This is a genomic window from Peribacillus sp. YIM B13482, assembly GCF_042787975.1.
Lineage (GTDB): Bacteria > Bacillota > Bacilli > Bacillales > DSM-1321 > Peribacillus > Peribacillus simplex_A.
The window spans coordinates 62,351-87,236 of record NZ_JBHZPF010000010.1; the positions used below are offsets into that span (position 1 = coordinate 62,351).

The 24,886-nt window shown below is 38.9% G+C and carries 26 protein-coding genes and 3 pseudogenes; 6 read left to right on the forward strand and 23 right to left on the reverse strand.

What is annotated here, in order from left to right:
* The first annotated feature begins 157 nt into the window (after positions 1-157).
* Positions 158-937 carry a VOC family protein gene (locus ACFX4L_RS07640; RefSeq protein ID WP_377404605.1) on the forward strand — a complete coding sequence of 260 codons (780 nt, stop codon included), beginning with the start codon at positions 158-160 and terminating at the stop codon, positions 935-937.
* 39 nt (positions 938-976) lie between these two features.
* Positions 977-1,492, forward strand: a complete 516-nt coding sequence (locus ACFX4L_RS07645) for a GNAT family N-acetyltransferase (protein WP_377385521.1) — start codon at positions 977-979, stop codon at positions 1,490-1,492.
* A gap of 357 nt (positions 1,493-1,849) precedes the next feature.
* Here the strand turns inward: ACFX4L_RS07645 and ACFX4L_RS07650 are convergent, their stop codons facing one another.
* The 4 genes from ACFX4L_RS07650 to ACFX4L_RS07665 all read right to left on the reverse strand — a co-directional run bounded on the left by ACFX4L_RS07650 (position 1,850) and on the right by ACFX4L_RS07665 (position 4,275).
* A complete protein-coding gene (locus tag ACFX4L_RS07650) occupies positions 1,850-2,266 on the reverse strand; it encodes a VOC family protein (RefSeq protein WP_377385560.1) in 417 nt (138 codons plus the stop codon).
* 242 nt (positions 2,267-2,508) lie between these two features.
* The gene (locus tag ACFX4L_RS07655) at positions 2,509-3,000 is read right to left on the reverse strand and encodes a PTS sugar transporter subunit IIA (protein ID WP_317778255.1); all 492 of its coding nucleotides are present in this window, start codon (positions 2,998-3,000) and stop codon (positions 2,509-2,511) included.
* Positions 3,001-3,066: 66 nt separating this feature from the next.
* Positions 3,067-3,492, reverse strand: coding sequence for an iron chaperone (locus ACFX4L_RS07660; protein WP_377404608.1), 426 nt, complete (start codon positions 3,490-3,492; stop codon positions 3,067-3,069).
* Between the two features lie 135 nt (positions 3,493-3,627).
* The gene (locus ACFX4L_RS07665; RefSeq protein ID WP_377404610.1) at positions 3,628-4,275 is read right to left on the reverse strand and encodes an alpha/beta hydrolase; all 648 of its coding nucleotides are present in this window, start codon (positions 4,273-4,275) and stop codon (positions 3,628-3,630) included.
* A 225-nt stretch (positions 4,276-4,500) separates the two neighbouring features.
* Between ACFX4L_RS07665 and blaOXA the strand changes: the two genes are divergently transcribed.
* Both blaOXA and ACFX4L_RS07675 read left to right on the forward strand, forming a co-directional pair.
* Positions 4,501-5,292 (forward strand): class D beta-lactamase, encoded by a 792-nt coding sequence (gene blaOXA, locus ACFX4L_RS07670; protein ID WP_377385529.1) that lies wholly within the window; start codon positions 4,501-4,503, stop codon positions 5,290-5,292.
* 228 nt (positions 5,293-5,520) lie between these two features.
* On the forward strand, positions 5,521-6,162 hold the full coding sequence (locus ACFX4L_RS07675; protein WP_377385532.1) for a DUF1796 family putative cysteine peptidase: 642 nt from the start codon (positions 5,521-5,523) through the stop codon (positions 6,160-6,162).
* Between the two features lie 354 nt (positions 6,163-6,516).
* Here the strand turns inward: ACFX4L_RS07675 and ACFX4L_RS07680 are convergent, their stop codons facing one another.
* The 13 genes and pseudogenes from ACFX4L_RS07680 to ACFX4L_RS07740 all read right to left on the reverse strand — a co-directional run bounded on the left by ACFX4L_RS07680 (position 6,517) and on the right by ACFX4L_RS07740 (position 19,667).
* Positions 6,517-8,274: a SulP family inorganic anion transporter gene (locus tag ACFX4L_RS07680; protein WP_377404613.1), complete on the reverse strand. Its 1,758-nt coding sequence runs from the start codon at positions 8,272-8,274 to the stop codon at positions 6,517-6,519.
* 31 nt (positions 8,275-8,305) lie between these two features.
* Complete coding sequence (locus ACFX4L_RS07685; protein ID WP_377385538.1) at positions 8,306-8,884, reverse strand: beta-class carbonic anhydrase; 579 nt, start codon at positions 8,882-8,884, stop codon at positions 8,306-8,308.
* Positions 8,885-9,256: 372 nt separating this feature from the next.
* Complete coding sequence (locus ACFX4L_RS07690; RefSeq protein WP_377385541.1) at positions 9,257-9,991, reverse strand: PepSY domain-containing protein; 735 nt, start codon at positions 9,989-9,991, stop codon at positions 9,257-9,259.
* A 27-nt stretch (positions 9,992-10,018) separates the two neighbouring features.
* Positions 10,019-11,362 (reverse strand): sensor histidine kinase, encoded by a 1,344-nt coding sequence (locus tag ACFX4L_RS07695; protein WP_318681861.1) that lies wholly within the window; start codon positions 11,360-11,362, stop codon positions 10,019-10,021.
* Positions 11,359-12,060 carry a response regulator transcription factor gene (locus tag ACFX4L_RS07700; RefSeq protein WP_317778246.1) on the reverse strand — a complete coding sequence of 234 codons (702 nt, stop codon included), beginning with the start codon at positions 12,058-12,060 and terminating at the stop codon, positions 11,359-11,361. Before ACFX4L_RS07700 ends, ACFX4L_RS07695 begins: the two co-directional genes overlap by 4 nt.
* A 181-nt stretch (positions 12,061-12,241) precedes the next feature.
* Positions 12,242-13,123: a PhzF family phenazine biosynthesis protein gene (locus ACFX4L_RS07705; RefSeq protein WP_377385545.1), complete on the reverse strand. Its 882-nt coding sequence runs from the start codon at positions 13,121-13,123 to the stop codon at positions 12,242-12,244.
* A gap of 167 nt (positions 13,124-13,290) precedes the next feature.
* On the reverse strand, positions 13,291-13,593 hold the full coding sequence (locus ACFX4L_RS07710) for an EamA family transporter (protein ID WP_377385548.1): 303 nt from the start codon (positions 13,591-13,593) through the stop codon (positions 13,291-13,293).
* Between the two features lie 146 nt (positions 13,594-13,739).
* Positions 13,740-13,970, reverse strand: coding sequence for a DUF3953 domain-containing protein (locus ACFX4L_RS07715; RefSeq protein ID WP_061464794.1), 231 nt, complete (start codon positions 13,968-13,970; stop codon positions 13,740-13,742).
* 235 nt (positions 13,971-14,205) lie between these two features.
* A complete protein-coding gene (locus ACFX4L_RS07720) occupies positions 14,206-14,655 on the reverse strand; it encodes an NUDIX hydrolase (protein ID WP_377385551.1) in 450 nt (149 codons plus the stop codon).
* 617 nt (positions 14,656-15,272) lie between these two features.
* Positions 15,273-15,359, reverse strand: a pseudogene (locus tag ACFX4L_RS07725) (hypothetical protein); the annotation flags it as partial.
* Between the two features lie 134 nt (positions 15,360-15,493).
* Positions 15,494-18,661 (reverse strand): bifunctional cytochrome P450/NADPH--P450 reductase, encoded by a 3,168-nt coding sequence (locus ACFX4L_RS07730; protein ID WP_377404616.1) that lies wholly within the window; start codon positions 18,659-18,661, stop codon positions 15,494-15,496.
* 171 nt (positions 18,662-18,832) lie between these two features.
* Positions 18,833-19,132: a TetR family transcriptional regulator C-terminal domain-containing protein gene (locus tag ACFX4L_RS07735; RefSeq protein WP_377385557.1), complete on the reverse strand. Its 300-nt coding sequence runs from the start codon at positions 19,130-19,132 to the stop codon at positions 18,833-18,835.
* 214 nt (positions 19,133-19,346) lie between these two features.
* Positions 19,347-19,667: a MazG nucleotide pyrophosphohydrolase domain-containing protein gene (locus ACFX4L_RS07740; protein WP_377387122.1), complete on the reverse strand. Its 321-nt coding sequence runs from the start codon at positions 19,665-19,667 to the stop codon at positions 19,347-19,349.
* Positions 19,668-19,764: 97 nt separating this feature from the next.
* Here ACFX4L_RS07740 and ACFX4L_RS07745 point away from each other — a divergent pair, with 97 nt between their 5' ends.
* Positions 19,765-20,346 carry an LOG family protein gene (locus ACFX4L_RS07745; protein ID WP_061464801.1) on the forward strand — a complete coding sequence of 194 codons (582 nt, stop codon included), beginning with the start codon at positions 19,765-19,767 and terminating at the stop codon, positions 20,344-20,346.
* A gap of 152 nt (positions 20,347-20,498) precedes the next feature.
* On the opposite strand, the gene ACFX4L_RS07750 is transcribed toward ACFX4L_RS07745, so the two are convergent.
* From ACFX4L_RS07750 to ACFX4L_RS07760, 3 genes and pseudogenes are all read right to left on the reverse strand, one after another.
* Positions 20,499-20,918, reverse strand: a complete 420-nt coding sequence (locus ACFX4L_RS07750) for an NUDIX hydrolase (RefSeq protein WP_377387120.1) — start codon at positions 20,916-20,918, stop codon at positions 20,499-20,501.
* Between the two features lie 39 nt (positions 20,919-20,957).
* Positions 20,958-21,383: a 3-hydroxyacyl-ACP dehydratase FabZ gene (fabZ, locus tag ACFX4L_RS07755; protein WP_061464803.1), complete on the reverse strand. Its 426-nt coding sequence runs from the start codon at positions 21,381-21,383 to the stop codon at positions 20,958-20,960.
* 139 nt (positions 21,384-21,522) lie between these two features.
* A pseudogene (locus ACFX4L_RS07760) lies at positions 21,523-22,138 on the reverse strand (undecaprenyl-diphosphatase).
* Positions 22,139-22,331: 193 nt separating this feature from the next.
* Here ACFX4L_RS07760 and ACFX4L_RS07765 point away from each other — a divergent pair.
* Positions 22,332-22,540, forward strand: a pseudogene (locus ACFX4L_RS07765) (GntR family transcriptional regulator); the annotation flags it as partial.
* A gap of 86 nt (positions 22,541-22,626) precedes the next feature.
* On the opposite strand, the gene ACFX4L_RS07770 reads toward ACFX4L_RS07765, so the two are convergent.
* From ACFX4L_RS07770 to ACFX4L_RS07780, 3 genes are read right to left on the reverse strand one after another with little or no spacing between them, the layout of a single operon-like run.
* Positions 22,627-23,901, reverse strand: a complete 1,275-nt coding sequence (locus tag ACFX4L_RS07770) for an FtsW/RodA/SpoVE family cell cycle protein (RefSeq protein WP_377404619.1) — start codon at positions 23,899-23,901, stop codon at positions 22,627-22,629.
* Positions 23,898-24,314: a PadR family transcriptional regulator gene (locus ACFX4L_RS07775; RefSeq protein WP_377404622.1), complete on the reverse strand. Its 417-nt coding sequence runs from the start codon at positions 24,312-24,314 to the stop codon at positions 23,898-23,900. Before ACFX4L_RS07775 ends, ACFX4L_RS07770 begins: the two co-directional genes overlap by 4 nt.
* The gene (locus ACFX4L_RS07780) at positions 24,304-24,846 is read right to left on the reverse strand and encodes a sigma-70 family RNA polymerase sigma factor (protein ID WP_377387109.1); all 543 of its coding nucleotides are present in this window, start codon (positions 24,844-24,846) and stop codon (positions 24,304-24,306) included. Before ACFX4L_RS07780 ends, ACFX4L_RS07775 begins: the two co-directional genes overlap by 11 nt.
* Positions 24,847-24,886 lie beyond the last annotated feature (40 nt).

A 24,886-nucleotide genomic window follows, 5' to 3' on the forward strand; every position in this document is an offset into this window, starting at 1 on the left:
AATAGTATCATATAATAGTAATCATTAACAATTATTCCATGTTCATTTAAAAAGAAGGCCCTGTTGATTTCTTGGACTCGGGCAGGTTAGTTGCAAAATGGATAATATTAGTAAAAAATAGGGGGTATAGCAAACTAGAAGATAAGGGGTGAAAATTTTGATTACTCATTTCGCAGATTTAGAATTACTGACAGTATCTATTGAAGGTGTAAAGCAATGCTACGCTAACCGCCTGCAGCTCCCCATTCTATCAGAATCTAAAGAGTTCATTCAGTTTCAGCTGACGCCCTTTACTTCGTTGAGTTTTAAAGAAGCGTTTGAGCCCATTTCTCCAGCACACTTTGCATTTCAAGTCCCATATTCTCAATTTGATGAAGCGGCATCATTTATCCAACAATCCGGATTATTGGTCCTAAGACAAGAACATGGTCAGTATATCGACGAAACGAACGGAAGAAAAAATCTATATTTTCGTGATGGAGATGGCCACCTTCTCGAAATCATTGCCCATGATTATGTAAATGAAGATGAACGGAAGGCATCCGGAATGTTAAGAACACTTTATTTAAGAGAGATTGGCTTCCCTGTGGATTCGGTACCAAGCTTACGCGATTGGCTGAAAAGTAACCTTGGTATGAAAACGGAACAAGATCAAGATATATTTAATTTCGTAATTAGCGGAACAGCACATGCAATAGTGGTTTCAAAACAAAGGCCTTGGATCCCTATTGCCATGAAGGCCTTACCGCCAAAAATGGCGGTGACGTTCGGTACACCCGATAAAAGGTTTATTGATGAACTGACAAAACAAATGGATCACACTTTTTTAGATGACTCTAAGAAACTATTTATACTTCGTGATAGTTATCCTTTTTATATGGAACATACTCCTGAATTCAGTGCGTCAATGGTGAAAAATTTGAATTTACCTATTTGAACCGCGTTTTTCATTTAACCTGTAAAGGGGGAAATCAATTTGTTAATAAGAAAGGCAAACGTTGCTGATGCTGAGGGTATAGCAATAGTCCATGTCGATTGCTGGCGTACCACATATAAAAATATAATGCCAAGTGATTTTTTAGATAAACTGTCTTATGGGAAAAGGAAAGACGTATGGATAGAGAATATATCTAAAGATAGAAATCATGTTTATGTAGCAGAAAATAACGAGGGAGAAATAGTCGGATTTATAAGCGGAGGAAAAAGGGAAACGAATAAAGTTGAAGATTCGGGTGATCTAACTGCGATATATATCCTCGAAGATTTTCAAAGAATGGGGATTGGAAAGAAACTCATCAAAGAATTATTTTTTATATTTAAAAAACTGGGCTTCCATACAATTTTTGTTGAGGTGCTTGAAGATAATAACTCTCGATTTTTCTATGAGGCTTTTGGTGCTGAATTGCTTAAAACCGAAAAAATCAAAATGACTGGTGCTGAATTAAATCTATTGGTTTATGAGTGGAAAGATATTAGCCCTGTATTGTTATGATTAAACTTCATTTAAGATGAATGTTGCTGGATGCGAAGGGTCCTTGTATTTCTAGCAGTTTTCTATGTCATCCTTCTCGAATTAAACCGATAGAATAATAGTGCAAAGTTTTGTGTCCATAAGCTAGAAATCCCTTCCCACATTTTATGTTGGGAAGGGTTTTCATATTCTTCATCCTTCATATCAGTGCCGAATTTTGTTGGGAACTTCAGTTCTTCTCACCTTCCCCTGCTTTGTCTTACTTGTTAAATATGATGTTATACACTCCAACTAACGGGTTCCTACTTCTAGCAGGCAATCATGTTGACTTCAAAAAAAGACACAGCCCTTAAGTGAGGAGTGTGCCTTGCGTTTGATTTAATTTTGATTAAACCCGCTTTCATCCATGTAAAAAACTTCCCAAGAATGCCCATCGATATCCAGAAAACTCCACCCGTACATGAACCCATGATCGATGGCTTCATTAAAAGGCCTTCCGCCAGCATCGAGTGCCCTATTCACGACCTCATCCACATCTTCCTTACTTTTAACCGATAGGGCCACGATGGCTTCCGTACTTGCTGCTGGATTCGGGATTTCCTTCTTGGTAAACGTTTTAAAGTAATCTTCAACCAATAACATGACATATATAGACTCACTGATAACCATGCATGTTGCATTTTCATTGGTCATTTGCTCGTTAAACTTAAAGCCCACCTTTGTGAAAAATTCTATTGAGGCATCCAAATCTTTAACAGGCAAGTTTACAAAGATCTTCTCTGCTTGAACTCCCATCAAATTCACCCTCACTTGATTTATTTTATGTTCATTCACCTACTATTCGCTCCATTTTCCGATAATCCTGCCCACAACAAAAAAAGAATGGATGTATGCATAACAAAAACAATTCAAGAACCATCGCCGACCGTAAACACCCATGGGGCTAATGACTCCGCCGGCTAAACTTGTAGAATCAATGAATGAACCGGGGTTTAATGCCTTATCATTCTCAAAAGAATCCGATTCTACATTAGGCCTTACTTTAAATGAACACTCATAATCGTTGTTTCGTTACTATTTGCTTGGCTGATATTTGTTTTTTCCAGTTTTTCAACTAGCTCGCCATTCATGATAATAATCGGAGTTATGATGCTGGGAACTTTGGATTTTAGAAATTCGATATCAAATGTAACAAGCCTGTCTCCTGCTTTTACACTTTTCCCTTCTGCGACATGGACTTCAAATCCCTCACCTTTAAGGTTAACTGTATCTAAACCTATATGAATTAACAATTCTATGCCATGCTTTGTGCGGAGGCCTAAAGCATGTTTAGTAGGAAAAACCTGGATCACTTCTGCATCAATAGGAGATACAACCACCCCCTCCTCAGGAAGAATCGCTATTCCATCCCCCATTAACTTCCCGGAAAACACTGGATCGGGAACGTTTTCAATATTTATAACTTGTCCATTTATAGGAGCAAGCAGATGTTCCACATTTTCTTTTTTACCGAATAATTTTTTGAACATACTATTTCCACCCTTCTCTATCTTTTTGAATCTCACAATCAAATGTTACATAGATAATAGTTTTTGTTATTTTTTCTTTTTCAATTTCCCTTCCGCTTCCTTCTTTTTATTCTCTTCCACTCTAAATGTAACGATTTCGGTTATTAATTCATAAGGAATTGGCTTGTTCAGTGGAAACTGAACGGCCCCTTTTGAACGTTTATAATCAGATAAAGCATATTCAAAAGCAGAGATCGCGCTTGAAGTTGGATAAAGTCCTATATGTTTTTTATAGGCAGCGAAATGTACCAGATTTCCGTATAAAGCAAAAGTAGGCATTTGATAGCTTATCTTTTCTTCTGCATCCGGTGCTGCATTCTTTATGACTGTTCTTATCGTTTTTAGTATCTCCTGAACTTCTTCGGGAAATTGTATAATGTACTCATCAATTGAATTAAATCTATGGGTTCCCTCCATGATTTCTCCTTTCATAAATCCATGATTAGTTATCATTATCCCCCTTCACTCTTAAAAAAAGCACTCCCTGCTAAAGGCCGGGCACCCGTGAGTTGATTGCAGGCTTAATGAATGATCAAAACCATGCATTCAGATTCAACATAACTGGCTATCCGCTCAAGTTCGTTAGTTCTATCCTATCTTTAAGAACTCTTCCATTCTTTTCATTACATCTTCCAGCATCGTAATCGACCTTGAAGCATGCAAAGGTTCAATTTCCAAAGAATGATTAGCATTAGGGACTTGATCTATGCTTATATTCGTTTTATTTTCTATCATTTGAATTTTACCTGGAATATAATGATGATCTTTTTCTCCTATTACTATATGTGCTGAATGATTGCTGCTCAATAGCCCTTCCACAATAGAATCGAACTTCAATAGCGGCGTAAGCAAAATCATTTTGGAATTCATGAACCGCTCACTTTTCATAATTCCGTTGATGATCGGAATGGTGCCAAGTGATTTGCCCAGAAACACAGTTTCTTGATATTCATTATTTTGAAGTATTTCCGTAAGGACGGGATTCATATCATTAACGATCACTTTTGTGATATCCACCAAAGGATGCTTGAATATATCCTGGTCGTAAGAGTAATGAATATGCACGACATCAAACTGTTTTTGAAGCATGAGCATTGTCGAATAATAAAATAACGGCTTCTCATACGTGTAACCCGCACCTGAAAACATAAAACAAACGGCCCGACTTCCATTTTCAATATGTGTGTATGAAACTTCTTTCTCATTATTATTTATTTTTCTTTGATTAACCTTCATGATAGACTCCTCCCATTGAATCGTTTGCTATATATATTCATTAGCTACCCGCTGCAATCCTCCTTGATTGATATGATCTAGTTTTGTACATTTACTGAATCCCCAAATAAGGTTTTGTTTCTAATCGGAAATATGTATACTTTAACTATCAACCTATTTTATGGAAATGATGAAGACCTGTATTTCATATGATCGATCAATCCATGCCTTAAAGGAGAGTGTGTAATGAAAATTAAAACGTTATGTTTCATTCTTGTCCTGCTAGTCACTGGTTCTATGAGCACGATTGATGCAAGTGCAAACGATCAAAAGGTGAAAGAACTGCATATCAGGGAATCTTTCGCTGGTGTGGAAGGCACGACGGTCATCCAAAACTTAAAAAATGATAAAGTATATATCTATAACAAACAGAGAAGTAACGTACGCTACACTCCAGAATCGACATTTAAAGTCGCGAATGCATTAATTGGCTTACAGACAAAAGCGGTGAGCGATGAATATGAAGTGAAGCGATGGGATGGTGTAATCAGGGAATTTGAAGATTGGAACAGGGATCATACTTTGGCTTCAGGCATGAGGCATTCAGTGATCTGGTATTATCAAGAAATGGCCCGCGACATAGGGGCAGAAAAAATGCAGCAATATATAAACCTGATCGACTACGGCAATCACGATATATCCGGTGGAATCGATCATTTCTGGCTGGACAGCAGCATAAAAATATCTGCCCAGGAACAAGTACAATTCATCGAAAACCTTGTAGAGGAAACACTGCCTATCGATAAGCAGCATATGAGAACCGTAAAGAGAATCATGATTAACGAAGAAGCAGACTCATATGTCCTCCATGGAAAAACAGGTACACGCCTTTCCGATATGGGATTGGGCTGGTATGTGGGTTACATCGAAACGGACAAAGGGAAATGGGCTTTCGCAACGAACACGGACGGCAGCGGCAGCAAAGCCAAGACGATTACACTGGATGTCTTGAAAGACCTGGATATCATAAAAGAATAATAGTTCACGCATGCCTCAAACTTGGGCATGCGTTTTGCTTTGTCTTAAAGAGGATATCATCAGTTTTCACATATCCTTTAAAAAGGTAGTTCTCAACGTGCATTGAAAGATAGATAGCCTTGGCTATTCCTGTTCACCAAGACTCTGAAGCCTTTTTTGGGATTGTCCAATCAAAAAAAAAAATTCTCATCTACTATAGTATTGATAATTTGGAAAGGGGAATTAATATTGAAATTAAACGAAATCAAGAAAACTTATGATGTAATCATTCCTTGTGGCAGCGCTTGCTCTCCCACTTTGAACCTAAGAAGACTTGGTTTAAGAAGATTTTCTTTGCCTCTTGACTGGGTCTATACTGAGTCATTTGCAGAAGTGGCTAATCTATATAGAAATCAGTTCAAAGAATATATGGAATTGAGGAATCTTACTTTAGTGGAAGGATCAGCTACTTATTTTGATGATGACATAGTTATAAATGCTGTAAATACCTATTTGATCAGAGATAACCATTATAAAGTTACTTCAGTTCACGATTTCCCCATCCTCCCTGATAAAAAGTGGTTTGAAACATATCCTGATTTCAAAGAAAATTTAAATAAAAGAATAGCAAGATTCAATGAAACAATTAACAATAGTGATTCAATCCTATTTGTTAGATGGTCAACAATTTATGACCATGCCTATTTGTTTCAACAAGCTATGCAAGACATGTTAAAAGAAAAAAAATTTAATGTATTAATATTAATCCCCTCGGATAATGCAACGAGTATTTCCGAATTGGAATGGAACCTAGAAAATGTTTGTGTTTTAAAAGTTCCTAACCAGATTGAAGATGAGGCCATTTGGAATCATGCTTATAGTGGCATATAATTAAATTAACTTCTGTCTTGATTAATCCCTGTGCAAACCATGCTTATATGTTAATGATTTCAATTTTGACGATTTTAGTTATTGTTTTAGGTTTTTCATCTAGCCAAAAATAATCAACGCTTTTTCGCTTCTTTCTTTTTTTCGTTCAAGTAAGTCAACTTGTTTGACAGTCTTAAGACTAATTTAGGCTATCATATATCACATTCATTCCCCTTAAAGGCAGTAATAATTATTTTTTGTTATATTCTTAGATATACTAACTGCTTGTGAAAATTCTTCAAAGGGGAATTGTTTATTAAAGGTTTAAGAGAAAGGCATCTGCCAAAAGCAGATGCCTTATCTTGTTGACAGGAGTCATGTTAATCCCATCTCTTGTTTTCTTTTCTGTTTTAATACCGCAGGCTTTGGAGCCTGCTGGGAGAGTGCCGTACATTCATCAAAAGAAAATTGTTTACACCCTTTACAACGGTTAACATCTAGTTTTGATAAAGCTTTATTAATGGCATCACCCGTACTGGAAAAGAACTGTTCCTCACCTACTAGTTTATTAAAACCTGTTTTTTCGAGCATTTCTTTAGGTTCCTGTTGAATCCCGGAAATCAACACTTGTAGTTGGTGAAACTTGAATTGCTTCACAATGTCGGTGAGAAGTGCTTCTCCCGATGTATCAATAAATGACACATTGCTCATTCTTAATAGGAGGACTTTTGGTTTAGAACGCATGATTTGTTCGATTTCTTCTTGTAGCCTTTCGATTGAACCAAAGAATAAAGGTCCTTCTATCGTATAAATGTGAATCTGTGGACAATTTGAACCGTGTTGAACCATTTCCGGTTTAACTAGTTTATCAGTTGGATCTGGTAAAACCCTTGATAATTTCAATGTACCGCTCATTAGTTTAACAAAAGATAGAATAGCTAATAGTAAACCGATCCCAACACCTGTTGTCAGGTCAATCAAAACTGTTAACAAGAAGGTCACGATTAATACGACCGAGTCCATGGTTTTTGCTTTTAAGATATGCGAAAATTCTTTGCGTTCACTCATGTTCCATGCGACAAACATAAGAATGGGGGCCATACTGGCCAATGGAATGGCCGAAGCATAAGGAGCTAAACTAACTAGCACCAGTAATACCACCAACCCATGTACCACACCAGATATAGGGGAAACTGCACCGTTTTTAATATTCGTTGCGGTACGCGCGATGGCACCTGTAGCCGGAATGCCTCCAAATAAAGGCGTAATCATATTGGTCAATCCTTGCCCAATTAGCTCTTTATTACTGTTATGTTTACTGCCGGTCATGCCGTCTGCCACTACAGCAGATAATAGTGATTCAACTCCTCCAAGCATGGCAATGACTAAAGCAGCCGGCAGGAGTTCAATCACTAGGCTGCCGGTGATCTGGGGAAACTGAAAATGGGGCAATTCATTAGGAATGGCACCATAGGTCGATCCAATGGTCGCTACCTGATCAGGAAAGAAAAAGGCAGCGACTAGAGTTGATACCATCAATCCCAGCAATGCTCCAGGGATTTTTGGTATATACTTTGGAGTTAATATGACGAGTGCTAAACTAATGATAGCCACCAATACACTGTAGATGTTCACTGTATTAAAATTCAATATGATTTCTTTCATATTTAAAAGAAATGCTTCTTCCTTTTTTAAGTTACTGAGTCCAAAGAAATTGGCAATCTGGCCAGAGAAGATAATCACAGCAATTCCAGCAGTAAAGCCGATGGTAACTGGACGGGGAATAAACTTGATGAATCTTCCCAATTTGAAAACACCTAAAAGAAATATCATGATGCCTGCCAAGAAACCGGCGATTAACAGTTTTTCATATCCGTATTGCATGACCACTCCCAACAAGATCGGGACAAAGGCTCCAGTCGGTCCTGCAATTTGATATTTGGACCCTCCCAAAAGGGAGACCATAATTCCAGCAATAATTGATGTGTAAAGTCCGTATTCTGGTCTTACTCCTGAAGCAATGGCAAAAGCCATCGCTAAAGGAATTGCTACAATCCCAACTACCACCCCGGCAACCAGGTCTTTTTGAAAATGGCCTAAGTTGTATCCTTCAAGCCTGCTAGAACGAATCATTCTATCACTCCTTCTTTTATTAAATGTGTATTTAGTCGTTGCTTGCAACCTTGCTATATCCATCTATGATTCGCTCTAATTTACCCGTTTCGGGATGGATGACCATACCGTGAACGGCAATGGAATCTGGTAATAATGGGTGATTTTTGATCAAATGGACACTATTTGTTACACTCTCCTCAACACATTGAAATCCCGACAGCCACTTTGATAGTTCAATACCAGAGTTTGTAAGTACATCAATATGCTCCTGACTGACTTTCTTCTGCTTTGCGGCATCAAGAAGTGATGATGATTGAAGCCCCACCATACCGCATCCGTGATGTCCGATCACACACACTTCCTCCACTTTCAGCTCATAAATAGCGACAAGGATACTGCGCATAATGCTGCCAAAAGGGTGCGAAACAATAGCTCCAGCGTTTTTAATGATTTTCGCATCACCATTTTTTAAACCCATCGCTTTTGGAAGCAGCTCCAACAGACGGGTATCCATGCACGTAATGATGACGATCTTTTTATTTGGATACTTTGTGGTTTGAAACTCTTCATATTTATTTTGATCGACAAACTTCTTGTTATAATCCAGAATTCTAGAAATGATAGACATTACTTATTCTCCCTTCTCATGTTGAAATATGTTGGAAATGTTCTATGTACAATAATCCAGATGCCTTTCATCCAACTTATTTGCCTCCTTTTTATCATTTGGTGCCTTCACCAATGATTTAAGGCGAATCCATGGATAAAACCTTTTTTTAAGCTAATTCCATGTTAGAGCTATTAAATTAGAGTTAAATGATAGAAGGATTAGAAATCAGTGAGAATTATTACAATTTCTTCTCTTTTTTTTTGCATTTTCCTTACTCACCGAACCAAAAAAAGGGTGATGCATATTAGACAGCTAATATGCATCACCCTTTTTTTTTGATTTGTATCATTTCCGTCTAGATTAATAAACCCTTATCCCTAAGCAACTGTTTTATTCAGGACCATCATTATCTTCCACTTCATCATCTTCCCATGTGATTGTTTTTACTTCTTTTGTGTAGCCGTCCACTTGGACTACTGCGTCCCTATCGTCTTCTAATTCAACTTCGACCAAATAATAAGATGTCTGATCTGAAGGTTGATAAAATTCTGTATCGTCAGCAGTTCCTTTTACATGTTTTTCCGCAATCGCAATTGCTTCGTTTTCTGTAATGATACTATCCGCTACCATTGTCGAGTCAATAATAGCTCCTGTATGTGGGTCGAGTATTAATGTGATTTTTTCGTTATTCTTATTTACCACCGCTTTATAATAGGAGTTGTCTTTCTCCTGTACAAAATCAATTTGTTCCAGGTCACCTTGTGAGGAAATACGTGCCTTTATTTCTTTTTGGTTCAGTTGTTTTTGGGGTGTTTTTTCCGTCGTTTCTTCAGCTGTATGAACTATTGTTTCTTTTTTTATAGAACGAACTTCACCGCTTTTCGCATCCATCCTAATTAGATATACCCCTGTTTCAAGCTGCATTTCAATCTGATATTCTTCACCTTCACTTTTCGTTGTCTTTATAATGGTTCCAGGATATTTATCCTTTGCTGTCTGGTACACTTCTTCTTTCGTCAAGTTTTCCGCGGATAATGATGGAGCCCACCATTGAAATCCAACGAATACTAGCAGACCAAAAACGAGAGCTGATCCAACTGTTATCAGCACTTTTCCATTCTTCATCGTGTCCCCCATCCAACGCATTCTGGTTTATTTAAATAAAAGAGTAACGTTCGTTCCCCTGCCTTCGAGACTATCCATTTCAATCCGTACATCAATTGCATCAGCAATTTCCCTTGCCATGGAAAGCCCCAATCCTGATCCGCCTTGCTTTCGGGTTCTAGCTTTATCTACACGATAAAAGCGATCGAACACTTTTGGCAATTCAGCCTTTGCAATTCCATCCCCTCTGTCTTCGATGCGGATATATGCTTCATTACTTGTTTGTCCTATGTAGACTGAGATATGCTCGTCACTATACTTTCTTGCATTGTCCAAAAAAATAAACAAAAGTTGTTTTAACTTTTGAATGTCCGTTAATGCTTCAATTTCATCACCACTATAAATCTCCACTGTTCGATTGTACGCATTTTTATATACTTTCGCTAACTCGGCAATGATATCGGTCAGATTGACGTATTCCTTCTCTATATTCCATTTTTCCTGATGCTTTGCAAGCAGGAGCATTTGCTCAGTCAGCTCTCTCATTCTAATCGCTTCAGAATGAATGGCCTCTATGGATTCATCGAACAATTCAGGCCGCTCCAACCCTTTTCTTTTCAAAAGGCTTGCATAGCTTTCGATGATAGTTAACGGTGTTTTTAATTCATGGGAAGCATTTGATACGAATTGCTCCTGTTTTTCGAAGTTAGTTTGCAGCAAATCAATCATGTGATTAAAGGTTTTTCCCATTTCCACAAGTTCATCTTTTGATTTTTCCTCTAGGCTAAGTCGCTTAAATTGGCCGCTTGTTTGAATCTCCTTCATCGTATCAATCATCGATCGAATCGGACGAGCGATGAAGTTACTAAGAATACTGCTTGATATCATAACAGGAATCATGGCAATGACAGTTACGGCAATTAATACAATGCGAAGAACAGAGAGCATTTCTTCTGTTGCTTGAATGCTTTTGGTGATTTGAAGATTAACTACACTTCCATCCCCCCAAACGATCGGGTTTGAAACGAACACATACTTTTTCTGATGATATGTGATGATCGCGCTCTTCTCACCTGGGTAAAAGCTGCTTTTTCGATTGCTTAACTGCTTTTCAGAATTGGATGTCACAGCTGTTCCTTTTCGTTGCCCTTCTTTTACAATTCCAACCATGCCATCTATAGGCAGATAAGCCCGAAGTAAATCATTTGGTGAAATATGATTAACATTTTTACTAACATCAAATGCAATTTTCTCTGTCTCCGCTTTTGCACGATTAAGTTCGTGCACCATCATCAGGTTACTGAAAACAAAATAAATGGAAACATTCATCAAAAGGAGCAGGAAAATGAATAGTACCGCTGTATATAAATTTATTTTCTTCCGCAGTCTCATTTTGCTTCCTTCATGACATAGCCAACGCCTCTTACGGTATGAATAAGCGGCGTATCAAAGCCATATTCGAGCTTTTTGCGAACATATCGGATATACACATCCACTACGTTTGTTTCTCCATAGAAATCATACCCCCAAACCGCTTCCAGAATTTGATCCCGGTTTAGCACTTGGCGCTTATTCTTCAATAAATAAAGAAGTAGATCATACTCTTTTGGGGTTAGGTCAATTTCACTTTCACCTCTAATGACTTCGCGCGTTTTGACATTTAATTTTAAGTCAGCAGTATTTAGCCATTCACCGTCTTCATCTTCCATTGAAGGTGCCGCAGTCCGCATTCTTAAAACCGCACGTATTCGCGCAAGCAATTCCTCAATTTGGAAAGGTTTAGTGATATAATCATTCGCACCGAGATCAAGACCAGAAACTTTATCTTCAACCGAGCCCTTTGCCGTTAACAGGATGACAGGGGTGACAGTGTTTTTCGTTCGAATTTTACGAAGCAGCTCGATGCCGCTTATGCCTGGAAGCATGACATCCAATAAGATCAAATCCCACTTTCTTGATTGATAGGCTTCAAGGGCTTCATACCCATCCATTGCCCTTCCGGTTTGGTAGCCTTCGATTTCGAGCTCTAATTCAAGCAGTCTCAAGATTTTTTCTTCATCTTCTACGATTAATATTGATTCTTTATTCATTTGGAATGCCTCCTTTGTGAGGATTTTTTTGTGGTATTCTGTCAGGAAAATTCATTCAAAACATTGTTTGTTTTCCTGATCACGAGATTGATAGGGAAGCGAAGTTCAAGAAGAAAAAGGCTGCCTCAGCAACCTTACTTGTTTTGAAGTAAATCACTTGTCAGTTGAAAAGGTCAGGTTATTAAAGAAACCATTCACCTTGAGCAATTTTCACTACTTTACCTCCTACATGAACGTCGATTTCCCCGTTAACATCACCTGCTTTTAAAAACAATAAAGAAGGTCTTTCGATTTCGCATCCTTGTTCTACGCGAATGTCTATTTCACTTTTTTCAAAATACCGGTATTTAACTAAGTAAGCAGCTAAACATCCATTAGAACTGCCAGTTGCTGCATCTTCGGGAATACCATAATAGTCCGCAAAGTCGCGAACATTCAAATCATTTTTCGAATCATACGTTTCTGGAGAAAAAACCATAATGGCTTTTGCATCCGTATGTTCGATTAACTCAAAATATTTTTCTTTATTAATCTTTACTTTTTTAATGGCTTCCAATGATTTTAATGGGACAACAAGCACTGGAAGTCCCGTCGAAACTTCTTGAATGGGAAATCTATCATCTATGTTTTTTTTATGTATATTTAAAATTTCAGAAATTTTATCTGTATCTAAAATCCGGCCAAAAGTTGGTTCATTTTGTTTCATCCATAGAAGCTCTTCTTGATTATTGAATGTTACTGTTATCTGTCCACCTTTAAAGTTTAAGATAATGTTTTCCAATGTTGCTTCTAATACTTCGTTTTGAATGATATATGCAGTTCCTAAAGTCGGATGTCCAGCAAAAGGAACCTCTTCATTAGGTGTAAAAATCCGAACATCATAGCCGCCATCATTTTTTGAATCAGACAAGATAAAGGTAGTTTCGGAAAAATTAATTTCTTTGGCTATTTGTTGCATTTCATTATCCGGAATATTTCCAGCTTTCTTAAAAACCGCGAGTTGATTTCCTGTATATTTTCCATTAGAAAACACATCAACAATAGAATAATTAACTCTCTCCATAAACTTCCCCTCGTTTACATTTTAGTTATTTTAACGAATGTACAAATTATTGCATGTAAAATTTTAAAAAAGAAGACGCTATTTACCCAGTTAGCTCCATAAAAAAAAGAGCTGCCCGAGCAACTCTCATGTTAAAAGCCCTATATACTTTTAGTACAATATTACTCTTATAAATCAACATAATCCTGTCTTTTATTTTTCACATTCGTTTTTGATTTTATATTTAGGTTCGATAAACTCACACCAACTAAAGTTAATCCCCCTCCTCCTAAAGCTAGCATGGTTGGAAATTCCCCTAACAAAAGCCATGAAATAATAAGTGCTACAGCAGGTGTCAAATACAGCGAACTTGTCGCTTCCGATGCCCCAACTTTTGAAGTAATATAAGCAAGGGCAAAATACGGAATCACCGTTGGAAATAGACCTAAATAAATCACAGCATATGTTGATGAAACCCCACTAAAGAACATCCTTTTCACAACCAATTTATCTATATTTCACCATAATATTTAAGCGCATAAGAAAAAGAGCTGCCAGAGCAACTCCCTTCTTGTTAATTCTAAATCCCCAATGATGAACAAAGACCCTATAAAATTTCATAAAAAACCATAGAATTCTATATTAAGAAACCTTGGGTCGCGACATAGAAAACAAATAACGAGACAGCAAGACACATATACCCCCCAAATCCTTTTCGATCCTTTTGAAGTTCGATAAATCCTATCACCAGCATCATTAACCCCAAGAACAACATGGTATACGGTAATAACTCAGAATTCCCAGTAATTAACTGAGTTGCTGATAAAGCAATAACAATGATCCCTAAGATGATTCTAACTATTTTCAAGAAATATTCCCCCTTATCCTAATCCACTAATTATACCATTTTGTATAAAGTGGGCTTTTAGACTTTTTCGTTAGTTCATTTTATCTGTTCACCCAATTGATTTTAGGTGCGATTGCAGGCAATATTATTCCGCCAACCTATGTCATTACTTCACTTAGATTTTCGATGTTCGAGTTCGAGTTTTAGGTTTTCGATTCAATCAACATTCAATTGTCAGATTAAAAAGGGATACTAGTCATAAATTATACGTTTGCCCATTTTTGTAAGTGAATGTGTAGTTTCCTTCTTTTTTCAATAAAACCGGCAAGTACTGTGCAACCATTTCAGCAATTCCAAGGTTCTGTGGATGGAGTATCCAATCAATCGATTTCCATTCCAGAATACCTTCCCGCGTTTTTTTCGGTGTTTCATATATTAAATCTTCATCCGCTTCATACAAATAAACATATATTCCATCAAGTTCACCTTCCGGGGTCTCCCATGTTACCGTTCCTTTAGAAAAAAAGGGCTTTACCTCTATGCCCGTTTCCTCCAATACCTCACGCAGTGCACCTATATCAGGGGTTTCACCTTTCTCGATTTTGCCCCCCACTCCGTTCCAAACACCCATAATTGGAGCTTTCTCCCGATTAAGCATAAGTATTTCATTATTTTTCTTTACAAAACAAACTGTATACTTAAACATTTTATAAAGTGACCCCTTTATCGTTAGTTTCATTAAAACATTGGCTTGTCATCTGCCTCCAGCACACTCTCAAATTTTAACAATGAATAAAGAATCCGTAAACGTCCTGCGTCAAAGAATGAATGAACTCCCCCATTAGATATAAGTTTCATAGCTTCTATTTTTGCGCAAAATAGTTATTTAACTCGTGGAATTTTGCTATTTAATCCTATATTTCGCTGTTTACTGGTGAGGTTACGCTATTTATTCATGAAATTTGCTGTTTACTCGTGAATTAATGCTCTTTACTCGTGAGTTTTGCTGTTTTACTCGTGAGTTTCTTCACTTTACTCGTGAGTTTTGTTGTTTTACTCGTGAATTCGTACTTTACTCATGAAATTTGCAGTTTTACTCGTGAGTTTCCGCTCTTTACTCGTGAGTTTTGTTGTTTTACTCGTGAGTTTCCGCTCTTTACTCGTGAGTTTTGCTGTTTTACTCGTGAGTTTTGCTGTTTTACTCGTAAGTTTTGCTGTTTTACTCGTGAGTTTCCGCTCTTTACTCGTGAATTTTGCTGTTTACTCGTGAATTAATGCTCTTTACTCGTGAATTTCCGCTCTTTACTCGTGAGTTTTGTTGTTTTACTCGTGAATTCGTACTTTACTCGTGAGTTTTGTTGTTTTACTCGTGAGTTTTGTTGTTTTACTCGTGAGTTTTGCTGTTTTACTCGTGAGTTTTGCTGTTTTACTCGTGAATTCGTGCTTTACTCATGAAATTTGCTGTTTACTCGTGAATTCGTATTTTATATCATTACTTGTGCAAAAAAAGCAGCGATCCCCTTGGAATCGCTGCTCTCTGTTATTTATGCTCCTGCCCAAACATCCTTGGCATATCTGCCATTCTCCTCTAAGGATTGCAGCCATTCTGTGGCTTCTTCTTTAGTTGTTTGATAGAAATGCATATAGCTGTCGATTAATGTTCGTTCAACATCGGGCGCCATTTTGCTTCCGTCTCCGCAGATGTATAGGTGTCCTCCTTCTTTTAATAAAGGAAGAATGTCTTGGGCGTTTTCTGCTAACCGGTTTTGGACATATGTTTTTTCTTGACCGGGACATCTTGAGAAAGCGGTGTGCAGTGTTACAAGTCCCTCTTGTTCGGCTTGCACGAGTTCTTCTTGATAGAGGAAATCGTGTTCAGGATTACGGCATCCAAAGTAAAGGTGGGCCGACCCTAGGGTTTCACCTTTTTTCTTAAGAGCGCGACGAGCCTGAATGAAGCCTCTGAATGGTGCAATTCCTGTTCCAGGGCCAATCATGATGATTGGTTTCTCCGTTTGCTCTGGAAGCTGGAAATTGGATTGCGGCGTATTGATAAAGCAGGCTACCTTGTCGCCCTCGGAGCGTTCTGCCAAATAATTCGATGCAATTCCTTTGTATTCCCCGTTGCCGCTTAAAGCATTCCCACGGACGACGCTGACCGTGATGCTTGCTTCTCCTTCCTTGTGTAGTGGTGAGCTTGAAATAGAGTAGTATCTTGCTTTTAAAGGTGGCAGTAAAGCCAGGAAACGTTCAAATGGGATTTCACATGCAAGGTACGTTTCTGTCAGATCAAGCATGGTCATGCGCTTGTTCAGGATTTCTCGTTTATAGGTACTGTCCTCGAGAAGATTTTCAAGTTCTTTTACATGGGGCGGACATACCGTGTGAGTGGCAAGCGCCCGAATCTGAGACCGGGTGGCTGGTTCTTGGAACTCCACATGATTGGATAGTAACTCCTCGAGTTTTATAGGTTTTCCTGTAGGAAGATGGGCAGCTTTTCCCGAATCCCCAGTCAGATTCACGTAATCTTGGCCTTTTAGGTTAAATCGACTGAGCACTCGCTCGACAAGTTCCGATGGATTTTGCGGAAGTACCCCGAGATGATCGCCTTCCTGATAATGTATTCCCTCTGGCAGAGTTAATTCTATATGCCGTGTACTTCTTCCGCTATCTACATGTTGTAATTCAAAATTCCTTTTTACAATAGAGGTAAATGCATGATGGGTGCGGGCGAGTGGCGTGCCGCTCACATTACTTACGAAGTTCATCGTAATCGAGCTGCTTTCCCGTTCATTCATATTCACTTCGATGTTCAGGGTTTCGGCAAGATTTGGCCAGAGTGCTTCTGTCCATTTCTCGTAATCCCCTTCAAAATCATCGCTTGCATCTCCATAGCCTGTTTCTGACAGCCTCACTGCTCCTTTTTGTTCCAGCCGTTCATCAATGAAAATCGGAATGCGTTGGTACGTATTGGCCCAATTGCGGTCTCCGCAGCCAAAGACCGCATAGTGAACCCCATCCAAAGTGTCATCATGACTTTCCTTCAGCCATGAAACAAAGTCATCCGCATTATCAGTGGGATTTCCATTATAAGATGCCGAAACTATGAGAACGGCCCCTTCTTGAGGAAGTCGATCGGTGTAATCATTCAAAGGGGCAACCCTGGCATTGAAGCCTTGTAGCTTCCCTGTTTCAGCAAGATCACGAGCAATCCCTTCAGCTGTTCCCATGTTTGATCCAAACAGGACGAGTAATGGTGTGCCATGCGCAGATTCGATGGAAGATGCCGTGGCTCCTTTGTCCGCAGACTTTGGTTCTGAAGAAGCAACGGTAAACGACATCGCCGGCTTTCTAGGTGAAACGCGCATGGTCAATCCGTCCGGTTTGAGAGTCAAGGTTTCTTTAACATCCAATTGATAATCTTCATGATCAATCAAGTCAAAGTGCTGTAAAACCATTCCGAGCACCAATGTCGCTTCATGAAGCGCAAACTGCTGTCCGATACAGGCTCGCTGCCCGTTTCCAAACGGTTTATAAGCATGATAAGGGATGGAATCCAAATTCTCGAACCGCTCAGGAATGAATGATTCAACGTCATCACCCCAAACGGATGGATCACGGTGAAGCTCAGGAATAAGCAGCGTGAACACATCACCTTTCTTCACATTGTATTTTTCGTCCAAAATGGTATCTTCTTTCGCATAAACGGAAAACGCCGGAGCTGTCGGCCACAGACGAAGCACTTCATTCAGCACCATACGGACATATTTCAGCTTTTTCACTTGTTTGTAATCAGGAACATCGTCACCCAGCACTTCATCGACTTCCTGCTGTGCTTTTTTTAACTTGTCTCTGTTATTCATGAGGAAATAGATGGCGAACGATAGGAGGCCGCTCGTCGTTTCATGTCCAGCTATTAAAAAGGTAATGATTTGAAAACGGATATTTTCATCATCCAGTGATACGCCCGTTTCAGGATCGACTCCTTTCAACATATGTGAAAGAAGGTCATCTTCTCCCTGATCACCATTTTGTTTTCGTTCAGCAATCATTTCATCCACTAGAGAGAACATATATTGAATGTCTTCCCTGAATTGTTTTTTAGACTTGACCATCAGTTTATCTTGAATGCCAAGTCGCTGCGTTTGGCTCATCGCTTCATCCAACGCACGCACCATACTGGTGACAAAAGGATGGGTGGTCTCCCGATAAAAACTGTTAAAGCGGTAATTGAACCCGCAGAGACCGATCGTATCCAAGGTCAAACGTGTCATATCTTCAGGAACATCAATCACATCAGCCGGATTCACGCGAGCCCATTTTTGAATGAGTTGGATTGCAAGATCCACCATTTTAGCATGATACCCCTTCATTGCCTGCTGGCTAAAGCTGGGCAGCAGGATGTTATGGGCCTTTTTCCAATTCGGCTCCGCCGTTTCACTTGTGAAGAGACCATCGCCACCAAATGCTCGCACTTTTTGCAGTGAAGGACCGACTTTCTTATCAAACCTTGTTTCATCACAAATTTCTTTAGCGAGGGCAGCACTGGATACGAATGTAGAGATGCGACCAGGAAATTGGAATTGAAAAACCGGTCCAAGTTCTCGTGCCAGCTTCATATATGACTGAAGCGGTTTATCCTTATCTATTATAGGCAGGCTGCCTAGGGGGCCGTATGACTTTGGCTGTGGAAACTGAGTTGTATTTTCCATTTTATTAGCACCTCTTTTATTAGATTAAAATGCGAAATGAACGTTCATTCCGCTTAGTTGTTGAAAATGTCTCAAACGTGCAACCGGACAGAATCCCAAAAACTTTCTTCCACATCTACCAAAAGTTTTGATTCAGGTTCTAGCTTCCCAATGCGGACAAGCTGCGCAAGCTCAAGAAAATGCTCCGTAAATGATGGCAATCAAAGCTGAGGAAGGCAGCTCCTTAATTTCTTTTTTCTCTTTTCCTGAATCAAAGAAAGTTTTAAATATATTTAAAAAATGGGCTCCACTATGAATCTTTATAAAATAAAGAGCTTGATCCTGCCCTGTCGTAGAATGAACCATTGATTTGAAAATATGGTGGAACTGATTGGGAATCGAATCATCATGATTCACCCTTTTTTTATAAGATGCGGAATGAATGTTCATTTCTGTTAATGTAAGTGTATACTCATTAAAATTCCATCTCAATCGCGCATAGTACCCATATTTTGTGAATTCTTTATAATCAAATAGAGACAAAAGACCTGTATATCTTATTTCAACGAGTTAAACCGTCACTAAACAACATCTTTTGACTCATGCAAAAAAGAGCTGATCGTCACAGCTCTTTTACTTGTTAGCTAAAGTAAGGCTCATGCCCTTTTAAGTTAAACTTCATGTTTACCCATTAAATGAAAAGAGCTTACGCATGATAATAGCGTTCAGATAGTTTCTTTTTATGTGCATTAAACACTTCTTCCAATGGGATATCGTACTTATTCGCAATCACAATCAAGTTACCTAGTACATCTCCCAATTCTTCTGTTAACTCCTGTTTATTCTCTTCAAACGTACCGCATACTTCATCAGGTCTATCCCTGCCAATCTCAAGGGAGCGAATGGCGCGTGCAACCTCGCCAGTTTCTTCTGCCAAAAAGCCAATGCGAATGAAGATGTCCAATTCTGACCATCCTCGTGCTTCATAATAATCTTTTACCCATTGTTGAAATTCAGTGACGTTCATATTCATCCACCTTTCATTCAGATGATTCAAGTTTAACAAATCCCCCTGAATTTTGTATGATAAGAAAGGAAGATTACTAAATGGGAGATGTGATATTTTGAAAAGTCTAGCTGTATTTTGTGGATCAAGCATTGGTGCATCTGCTATCTATGTAGAAGAAGCTAAAAACCTGGGTGCGGAACTGGCAAAACGTAATATTACCCTTGTTTATGGGGGCTCAAGTGTAGGAATCATGGGTGCAGTTGCAGATTCCGTTTTGGAAGCAGGCGGAAATGTAATTGGAGTCATGCCAGATTTTCTAGAAAAAAAAGAAATAGCCCATAAGAGCCTGACCGAACTGATTGTCGTGGAATCCATGCATGAAAGAAAAGCAAAAATGGCTGAGCTTGCAGATGGGTTTATGGCTTTGCCAGGCGGACCAGGAACATTAGAAGAATTCTTTGAGATCTTCACTTGGGCTCAGCTTGGACTTCATCAAAAACCTTGCGGACTCTTAAATATTAATCATTATTATGATCCTTTGGTTGCTTTATTCAATCATATGTCCGACGAAAAGTTCCTTCATGAAAAATTCCGTTCCATGGCGCTGGTAGATGTTGAACCAAATGGACTCCTTGATCAATTCAATACATATGAACCGCCAACCGTAAAAACCTTCATCACCGAAAAACAGACCTGATCGTTCAAAAGCAACAGGCCAAGGTCAATAGTGACCTTGGCTTTTCTGACCAGCTTCAAACCTAATATTTACTTTCACGCCTCATATTCACTGTTTCTTGAAGCGCCGCCCTTTTCGCTGCATGTGATCGTCACAGCACTTTCACTGCTTGATTAGGTAAAAACCAGGTTTAAATAATCACCATGCCCCTTAATAAGTTGAACTTCATGTTCAGAAGAAATCCAGAAGTAATGGAATGTCAGCCCCTCTTCATCCCCCCCGCCTGTTGGCTGATAGTCCCATTCATCAGGAACATTCGATGCACATATCTTATAAAAAAATCTGTTATGTATGGTACCATCAGCGTCCTCCCAAAAATCTTCTGCAATTAAATCCTCCACATTAAAATTCTCAAGACCTGTTTCTTCTTTCATTTCCCTAACCACTGCTTGATATGTATCTTCATGAGGCTCCACTGTACCTTTGGGTATTTGTATACCCGCTTCACTAATGGGATGTTGAAAAACCAATACCTGTGTTCTTCCATTAATGATTCTTGTCACATACCCGTAGGCTTTTCTTATCGGTATCACTTTGATTCCCCCGTTGTTGATATGAACCCTATTGAGAGATCAATCGCCAAAAGCAAATATGAGCTCTGTCTCGCATACAGTTTCTCCATCAACAGTAGCCCTTCCTTTTCCTTTGCCGATAGGACCTTTTAAGCGAGTAATCTCCACTTCTAAACGTAATTGGTCTCCTGGTCTTACTTGCCTTTTAAAGCGACAATTATCGATCCCAGCCAATAGCCCCATACGCCCTTGATTTTCTTCTTTTGTAAGCATAATAACAGCACTTACTTGTGCTAAAGCCTCAACGATCAATACACCTGGCATCACTGGGTGATTTGGAAAATGCCCATTAAAAAACTCTTCATTTGCTGTTACATTTTTAATGGCCACCGCTCTCTTTCCTTCTTCCAATTCCAAAACCCTATCAACTAAAAGAAATGGATAGCGATGCATGATAATATCTTTGATCTTTTGTATATCAATCAATAGTAAGTCCCCCATTGCGATGAATTGTTTTCACTTTATTTTACCATCAGTATCATCATATGGATATTTTTGTATTTATCACACTGCACTTCGTTCAACAAAAAAAGGCTGCCTGAGCAACCCTGTTTGTTGATTTCTCTTACAAATCCTTTGATTTTTTTTCCTTCGATTTAGTTAACGGGGATAGAACTAATTGTTCATACCTCTCATAACCACCTAAAAATTTATGAATCAAGCTTATTTTCGGAACAACAAGGTAAACCATCAAGCCTGAAATGGTACTTATAATAGCTCCTGCCAGCACATCCGCCGGAAAGTGGACACCTACCCAAATACGGGAAATGCCAACAAGGAAAGCCAGCATGATCCATAACAACCACCATCCTCTTTTGAAAAACCAAAAGGATACACAAAACGAGAAAAACAAAATGGTATGATCGCTTGGAAATGAATTATCCACTGCTTTTTCAATTAACTTATTAACATTTGCCAACTCAGCGAATGGTTGATTATTCGAATGTAATCCCCCTGCCATTTTCCCCATCACTTCAGCCATTACAAATGTAATCATCCCACAAACAACCATCATTCTACTCTGTTCATTTCGAGTGAACCAAATTACGATGACTCCTAAAGCCAAAAAAAAATACCATGTACTCGGCAATGAAAATGGCAGAAGGATTTAAATAAGTGTATTGTTTCCCTAAGTCATTTATCATTCTAAATACATGGATATTCAGTTCAAAAAAACTCATTTCATACCCTCCTTTCCTCTTTTTCTTTCATATTAAAAGAGAAAGGGGGTAAATCTCCATCGATTTCCCTAACAGTTTAAGCTGCCGTCTTACAATATTGTCACGTGGTCGCACTAGAAGATCAAGAAACTTGTATTTCAAGGTGGAATTAAAGGTTTTACTTAACTTCATTGAGTGATGAAGCCTGTTTTGAATATACGATAGAGCACTGAAACCGCTATATATGACGTTAGCCAAACAATTTGAAACAGATATAATAAAGGGCTCATTACTTCAGGAAACGAAATTGCCGCCACAAAGAGAACTGGATGTTTTTTTGATATCAATGTAAGTACTGTAGCGAAAGCTTTTAAAGTATGTGAATTAAATGGTTTATTAAGTGCAAGAGTAGGCTTTTCTACCTGATAATATTCTCCTCAAGATTTATTGTAACTAACAAAGCTTCATCCCTTTATCCGTTCCTAGTTTCTTCAAAAAAGACTGTACTCTCATATTTTCTTCAACCGTAAAACATCTTTTTTGTGATACACACTTAAAATCAGACCAAACAAGCAGGCGTTAATCATCGCTGATAAAGCCCCATAACTCATAAATGGCAGGGATACGCTTATTATTGGTAAGAAGCCGAGAGACATTCCGATGCTGATAGTTACCTGTGCAGTGAAAAGGGAAAGACTGCCGGAAACAAGCATTTTCCCAAATGGGTCTTTCACAGTTTGGAATATACGGGAAATTCTCCAGATCATCCAGAAAAACAGCAGACCAATGAGCAAGGCCCCGGCCCAGCCAAGCGTATAGGTAATTGTTACAAAGATAAAATCCGTCATCATTTCATTTGAAAAATCAATCTTCCCGAGGGAACCAAAATGTCCAAACCATCCGGCATCCTCAATTAGCTTTTCCAGTTTCAAATACATATACCCCGATGTCTCACTGAATTTTTCAGGCGTAACGAACGCAAAAAGTCTTTCAAATTGATAGGGCCTTATATCTTTCAAGGATATAAGCAGAAGTGAAACACATGTAGTAAGCAGGACCGCTGCAGTGATAAGGATTTTCCTTTTATTTAGGCTGCTCCTCCAGACCATTACAGCAACCATCAATGAATAAAGCACCGCCGCCTGCAAGTTAACTGTAAACAGAAACAAAAAGGCAGAAAAAACGTATAAAATGGCAGCCAAATAAACATTCATCTTTTTTGATTGCAGCATTCCGGCCCAGGCAAGCAGAAAAAGTGGCAGAACCACAATCGAATCGACCGACAATAAACCCATAATATTAATTCGAGGACTGCCGTTCACCCATACATTGGAAAATTGGAACTGAACAAGAATCAGACATCCGACCGTAAAGAAAACCCAGCCCCATCGCTGAAATTTCCGATAATCGAAAAAAAGAAGGCCACAGACCAAAATCACACTCCCTGCTACAGAATATACCTGCTTCAGCACTGAAAATGTATTACCATCATTAAATAAGAACCGAAACAAAAACAGGCCGGCAGCTGACATGAACAGAAACATGCTCATTAGCTTCCAATCAATCTTCGGCCTGTGCAGCTTGTCCATCTTCTGCCCAATGTCAGAGGGACTTCCCATGTTCCGGACAGCCAGTTCCTCTGCTTCATCCTCTGTATATCCTTTTTTGACCAGTTCAGTTTTAGCTTGATGCAGATGGGCTTTTAATTCAGCTTCTATATATTTTTTTGCTTCTTTTGATCGGATATATGACGTAACTTCATCTAAAAAATGATCGCTTCTCAATCAGTTCCTCCTCCTTCAAACGCTGTCCGCCAACTAGAGGCGGAACCACTTTTAGCTTCCTTTTTCTTTAGCCACTTTTTCGCATGTTCATCCAAGGAATAGAGCTTCCTGTCGTCCGTTTCCCAAACAGACTGAAGCCAGCCTTCCTGCTCAAGCTCATGCAGGGTAGCATACAAGGAGCCTTCGTTATCTTCAAACTTCCGGATGCCTTTCTGGTAAAGAGATTCGTTAATTTGATAACCACTTTTCTCCTTATCCAAGGATCTGAAAATGGCACTCATGATGTCTTCCTTGCTCGCATCCTGCTTTTCGATAGCAGTATGGATGGAGCTTCTATGGTTTTCCGTGAATTTCAATTCAGGAAATGTATGCTTTTTCATAGCCGATTTTAAGCGTGTTAATCTATCTTCCATCGGTCGATTCCTCCCAATAGGTTTTTAACCTTCTTTTTGCCTGGCGCATCCGGGTCTTCACCGTCCCAAGTTTGACCCCGGTAACTTCAGAAATCTCCTTGAGCTTCATTTCCTGAAAATAATGGAGATAAATAACCTCGCGATACTGGACAGGCAGCTCCATGACAGCATCAGCAAGCTGCCTATCTTCATCCTGCTGAATGACCGCTTCTTCCACATTATCGGTAGAAGTCCATTCCTGCTCCGCTTCCGCAGGCGAAACCTTTCGAAAGTACCAGCTTTTCCAATAATCCTTACAATGGTTAATAGCAATTCTCCAAAGCCAAGTCCTTATATTTGATTGTTGATTATACGCGGGCAGCGCCTTATAGCATTTGATGAAAATCTCCTGTGTAAGGTCCTCTGCCACAACTGTGTCTTTTACATAGGAATAGACCAATTGCAGAATATCCTGGCCATAAAGGGACATTATTTCATCAAGTAATGATTCTTCATCTTTCGTTTGAGACCATTTCAACACAAACTCCTCCAAAACAGTTCACACTTCCTTCCTAGATACATAGACGATTGTA

What these genes read in the sequence shown, in the direction of transcription:
- ACFX4L_RS07665 (WP_377404610.1), bottom strand. Translation starts at nt 4,275, where the DNA reads ATGAAGGTTAATCAAAGAAAAATAAATAATAATGAGAAAGAAGTTTCA.
- ACFX4L_RS07680 (WP_377404613.1), bottom strand. Translation starts at nt 8,274, where the DNA reads ATGATTCGTTCTAGCAGGCTTGAAGGATACAACTTAGGCCATTTTCAA.
- ACFX4L_RS07775 (WP_377404622.1), bottom strand. Translation starts at nt 24,314, where the DNA reads ATGGAAGATAGATTAACACGCTTAAAATCGGCTATGAAAAAGCATACA.
- ACFX4L_RS07685 (WP_377385538.1), bottom strand. Translation starts at nt 8,884, where the DNA reads ATGTCTATCATTTCTAGAATTCTGGATTATAACAAGAAGTTTGTCGAT.
- blaOXA (WP_377385529.1), top strand. Translation starts at nt 4,501, where the DNA reads ATGAAAATTAAAACGTTATGTTTCATTCTTGTCCTGCTAGTCACTGGT.
- ACFX4L_RS07710 (WP_377385548.1), bottom strand. Translation starts at nt 13,593, where the DNA reads ATGTTCTTTAGTGGGGTTTCATCAACATATGCTGTGATTTATTTAGGT.
- ACFX4L_RS07690 (WP_377385541.1), bottom strand. Translation starts at nt 9,991, where the DNA reads ATGAAGAATGGAAAAGTGCTGATAACAGTTGGATCAGCTCTCGTTTTT.
- ACFX4L_RS07655 (WP_317778255.1), bottom strand. Translation starts at nt 3,000, where the DNA reads ATGTTCAAAAAATTATTCGGTAAAAAAGAAAATGTGGAACATCTGCTT.
- ACFX4L_RS07650 (WP_377385560.1), bottom strand. Translation starts at nt 2,266, where the DNA reads ATGGGAGTTCAAGCAGAGAAGATCTTTGTAAACTTGCCTGTTAAAGAT.
- ACFX4L_RS07660 (WP_377404608.1), bottom strand. Translation starts at nt 3,492, where the DNA reads ATGATAACTAATCATGGATTTATGAAAGGAGAAATCATGGAGGGAACC.
- ACFX4L_RS07705 (WP_377385545.1), bottom strand. Translation starts at nt 13,123, where the DNA reads ATGGAGAGAGTTAATTATTCTATTGTTGATGTGTTTTCTAATGGAAAA.
- ACFX4L_RS07720 (WP_377385551.1), bottom strand. Translation starts at nt 14,655, where the DNA reads ATGTTTAAGTATACAGTTTGTTTTGTAAAGAAAAATAATGAAATACTT.
- ACFX4L_RS07695 (WP_318681861.1), bottom strand. Translation starts at nt 11,362, where the DNA reads ATGAGACTGCGGAAGAAAATAAATTTATATACAGCGGTACTATTCATT.
- ACFX4L_RS07700 (WP_317778246.1), bottom strand. Translation starts at nt 12,060, where the DNA reads ATGAATAAAGAATCAATATTAATCGTAGAAGATGAAGAAAAAATCTTG.
- ACFX4L_RS07740 (WP_377387122.1), bottom strand. Translation starts at nt 19,667, where the DNA reads ATGAACGTCACTGAATTTCAACAATGGGTAAAAGATTATTATGAAGCA.
- ACFX4L_RS07730 (WP_377404616.1), bottom strand. Translation starts at nt 18,661, where the DNA reads ATGGAAAATACAACTCAGTTTCCACAGCCAAAGTCATACGGCCCCCTA.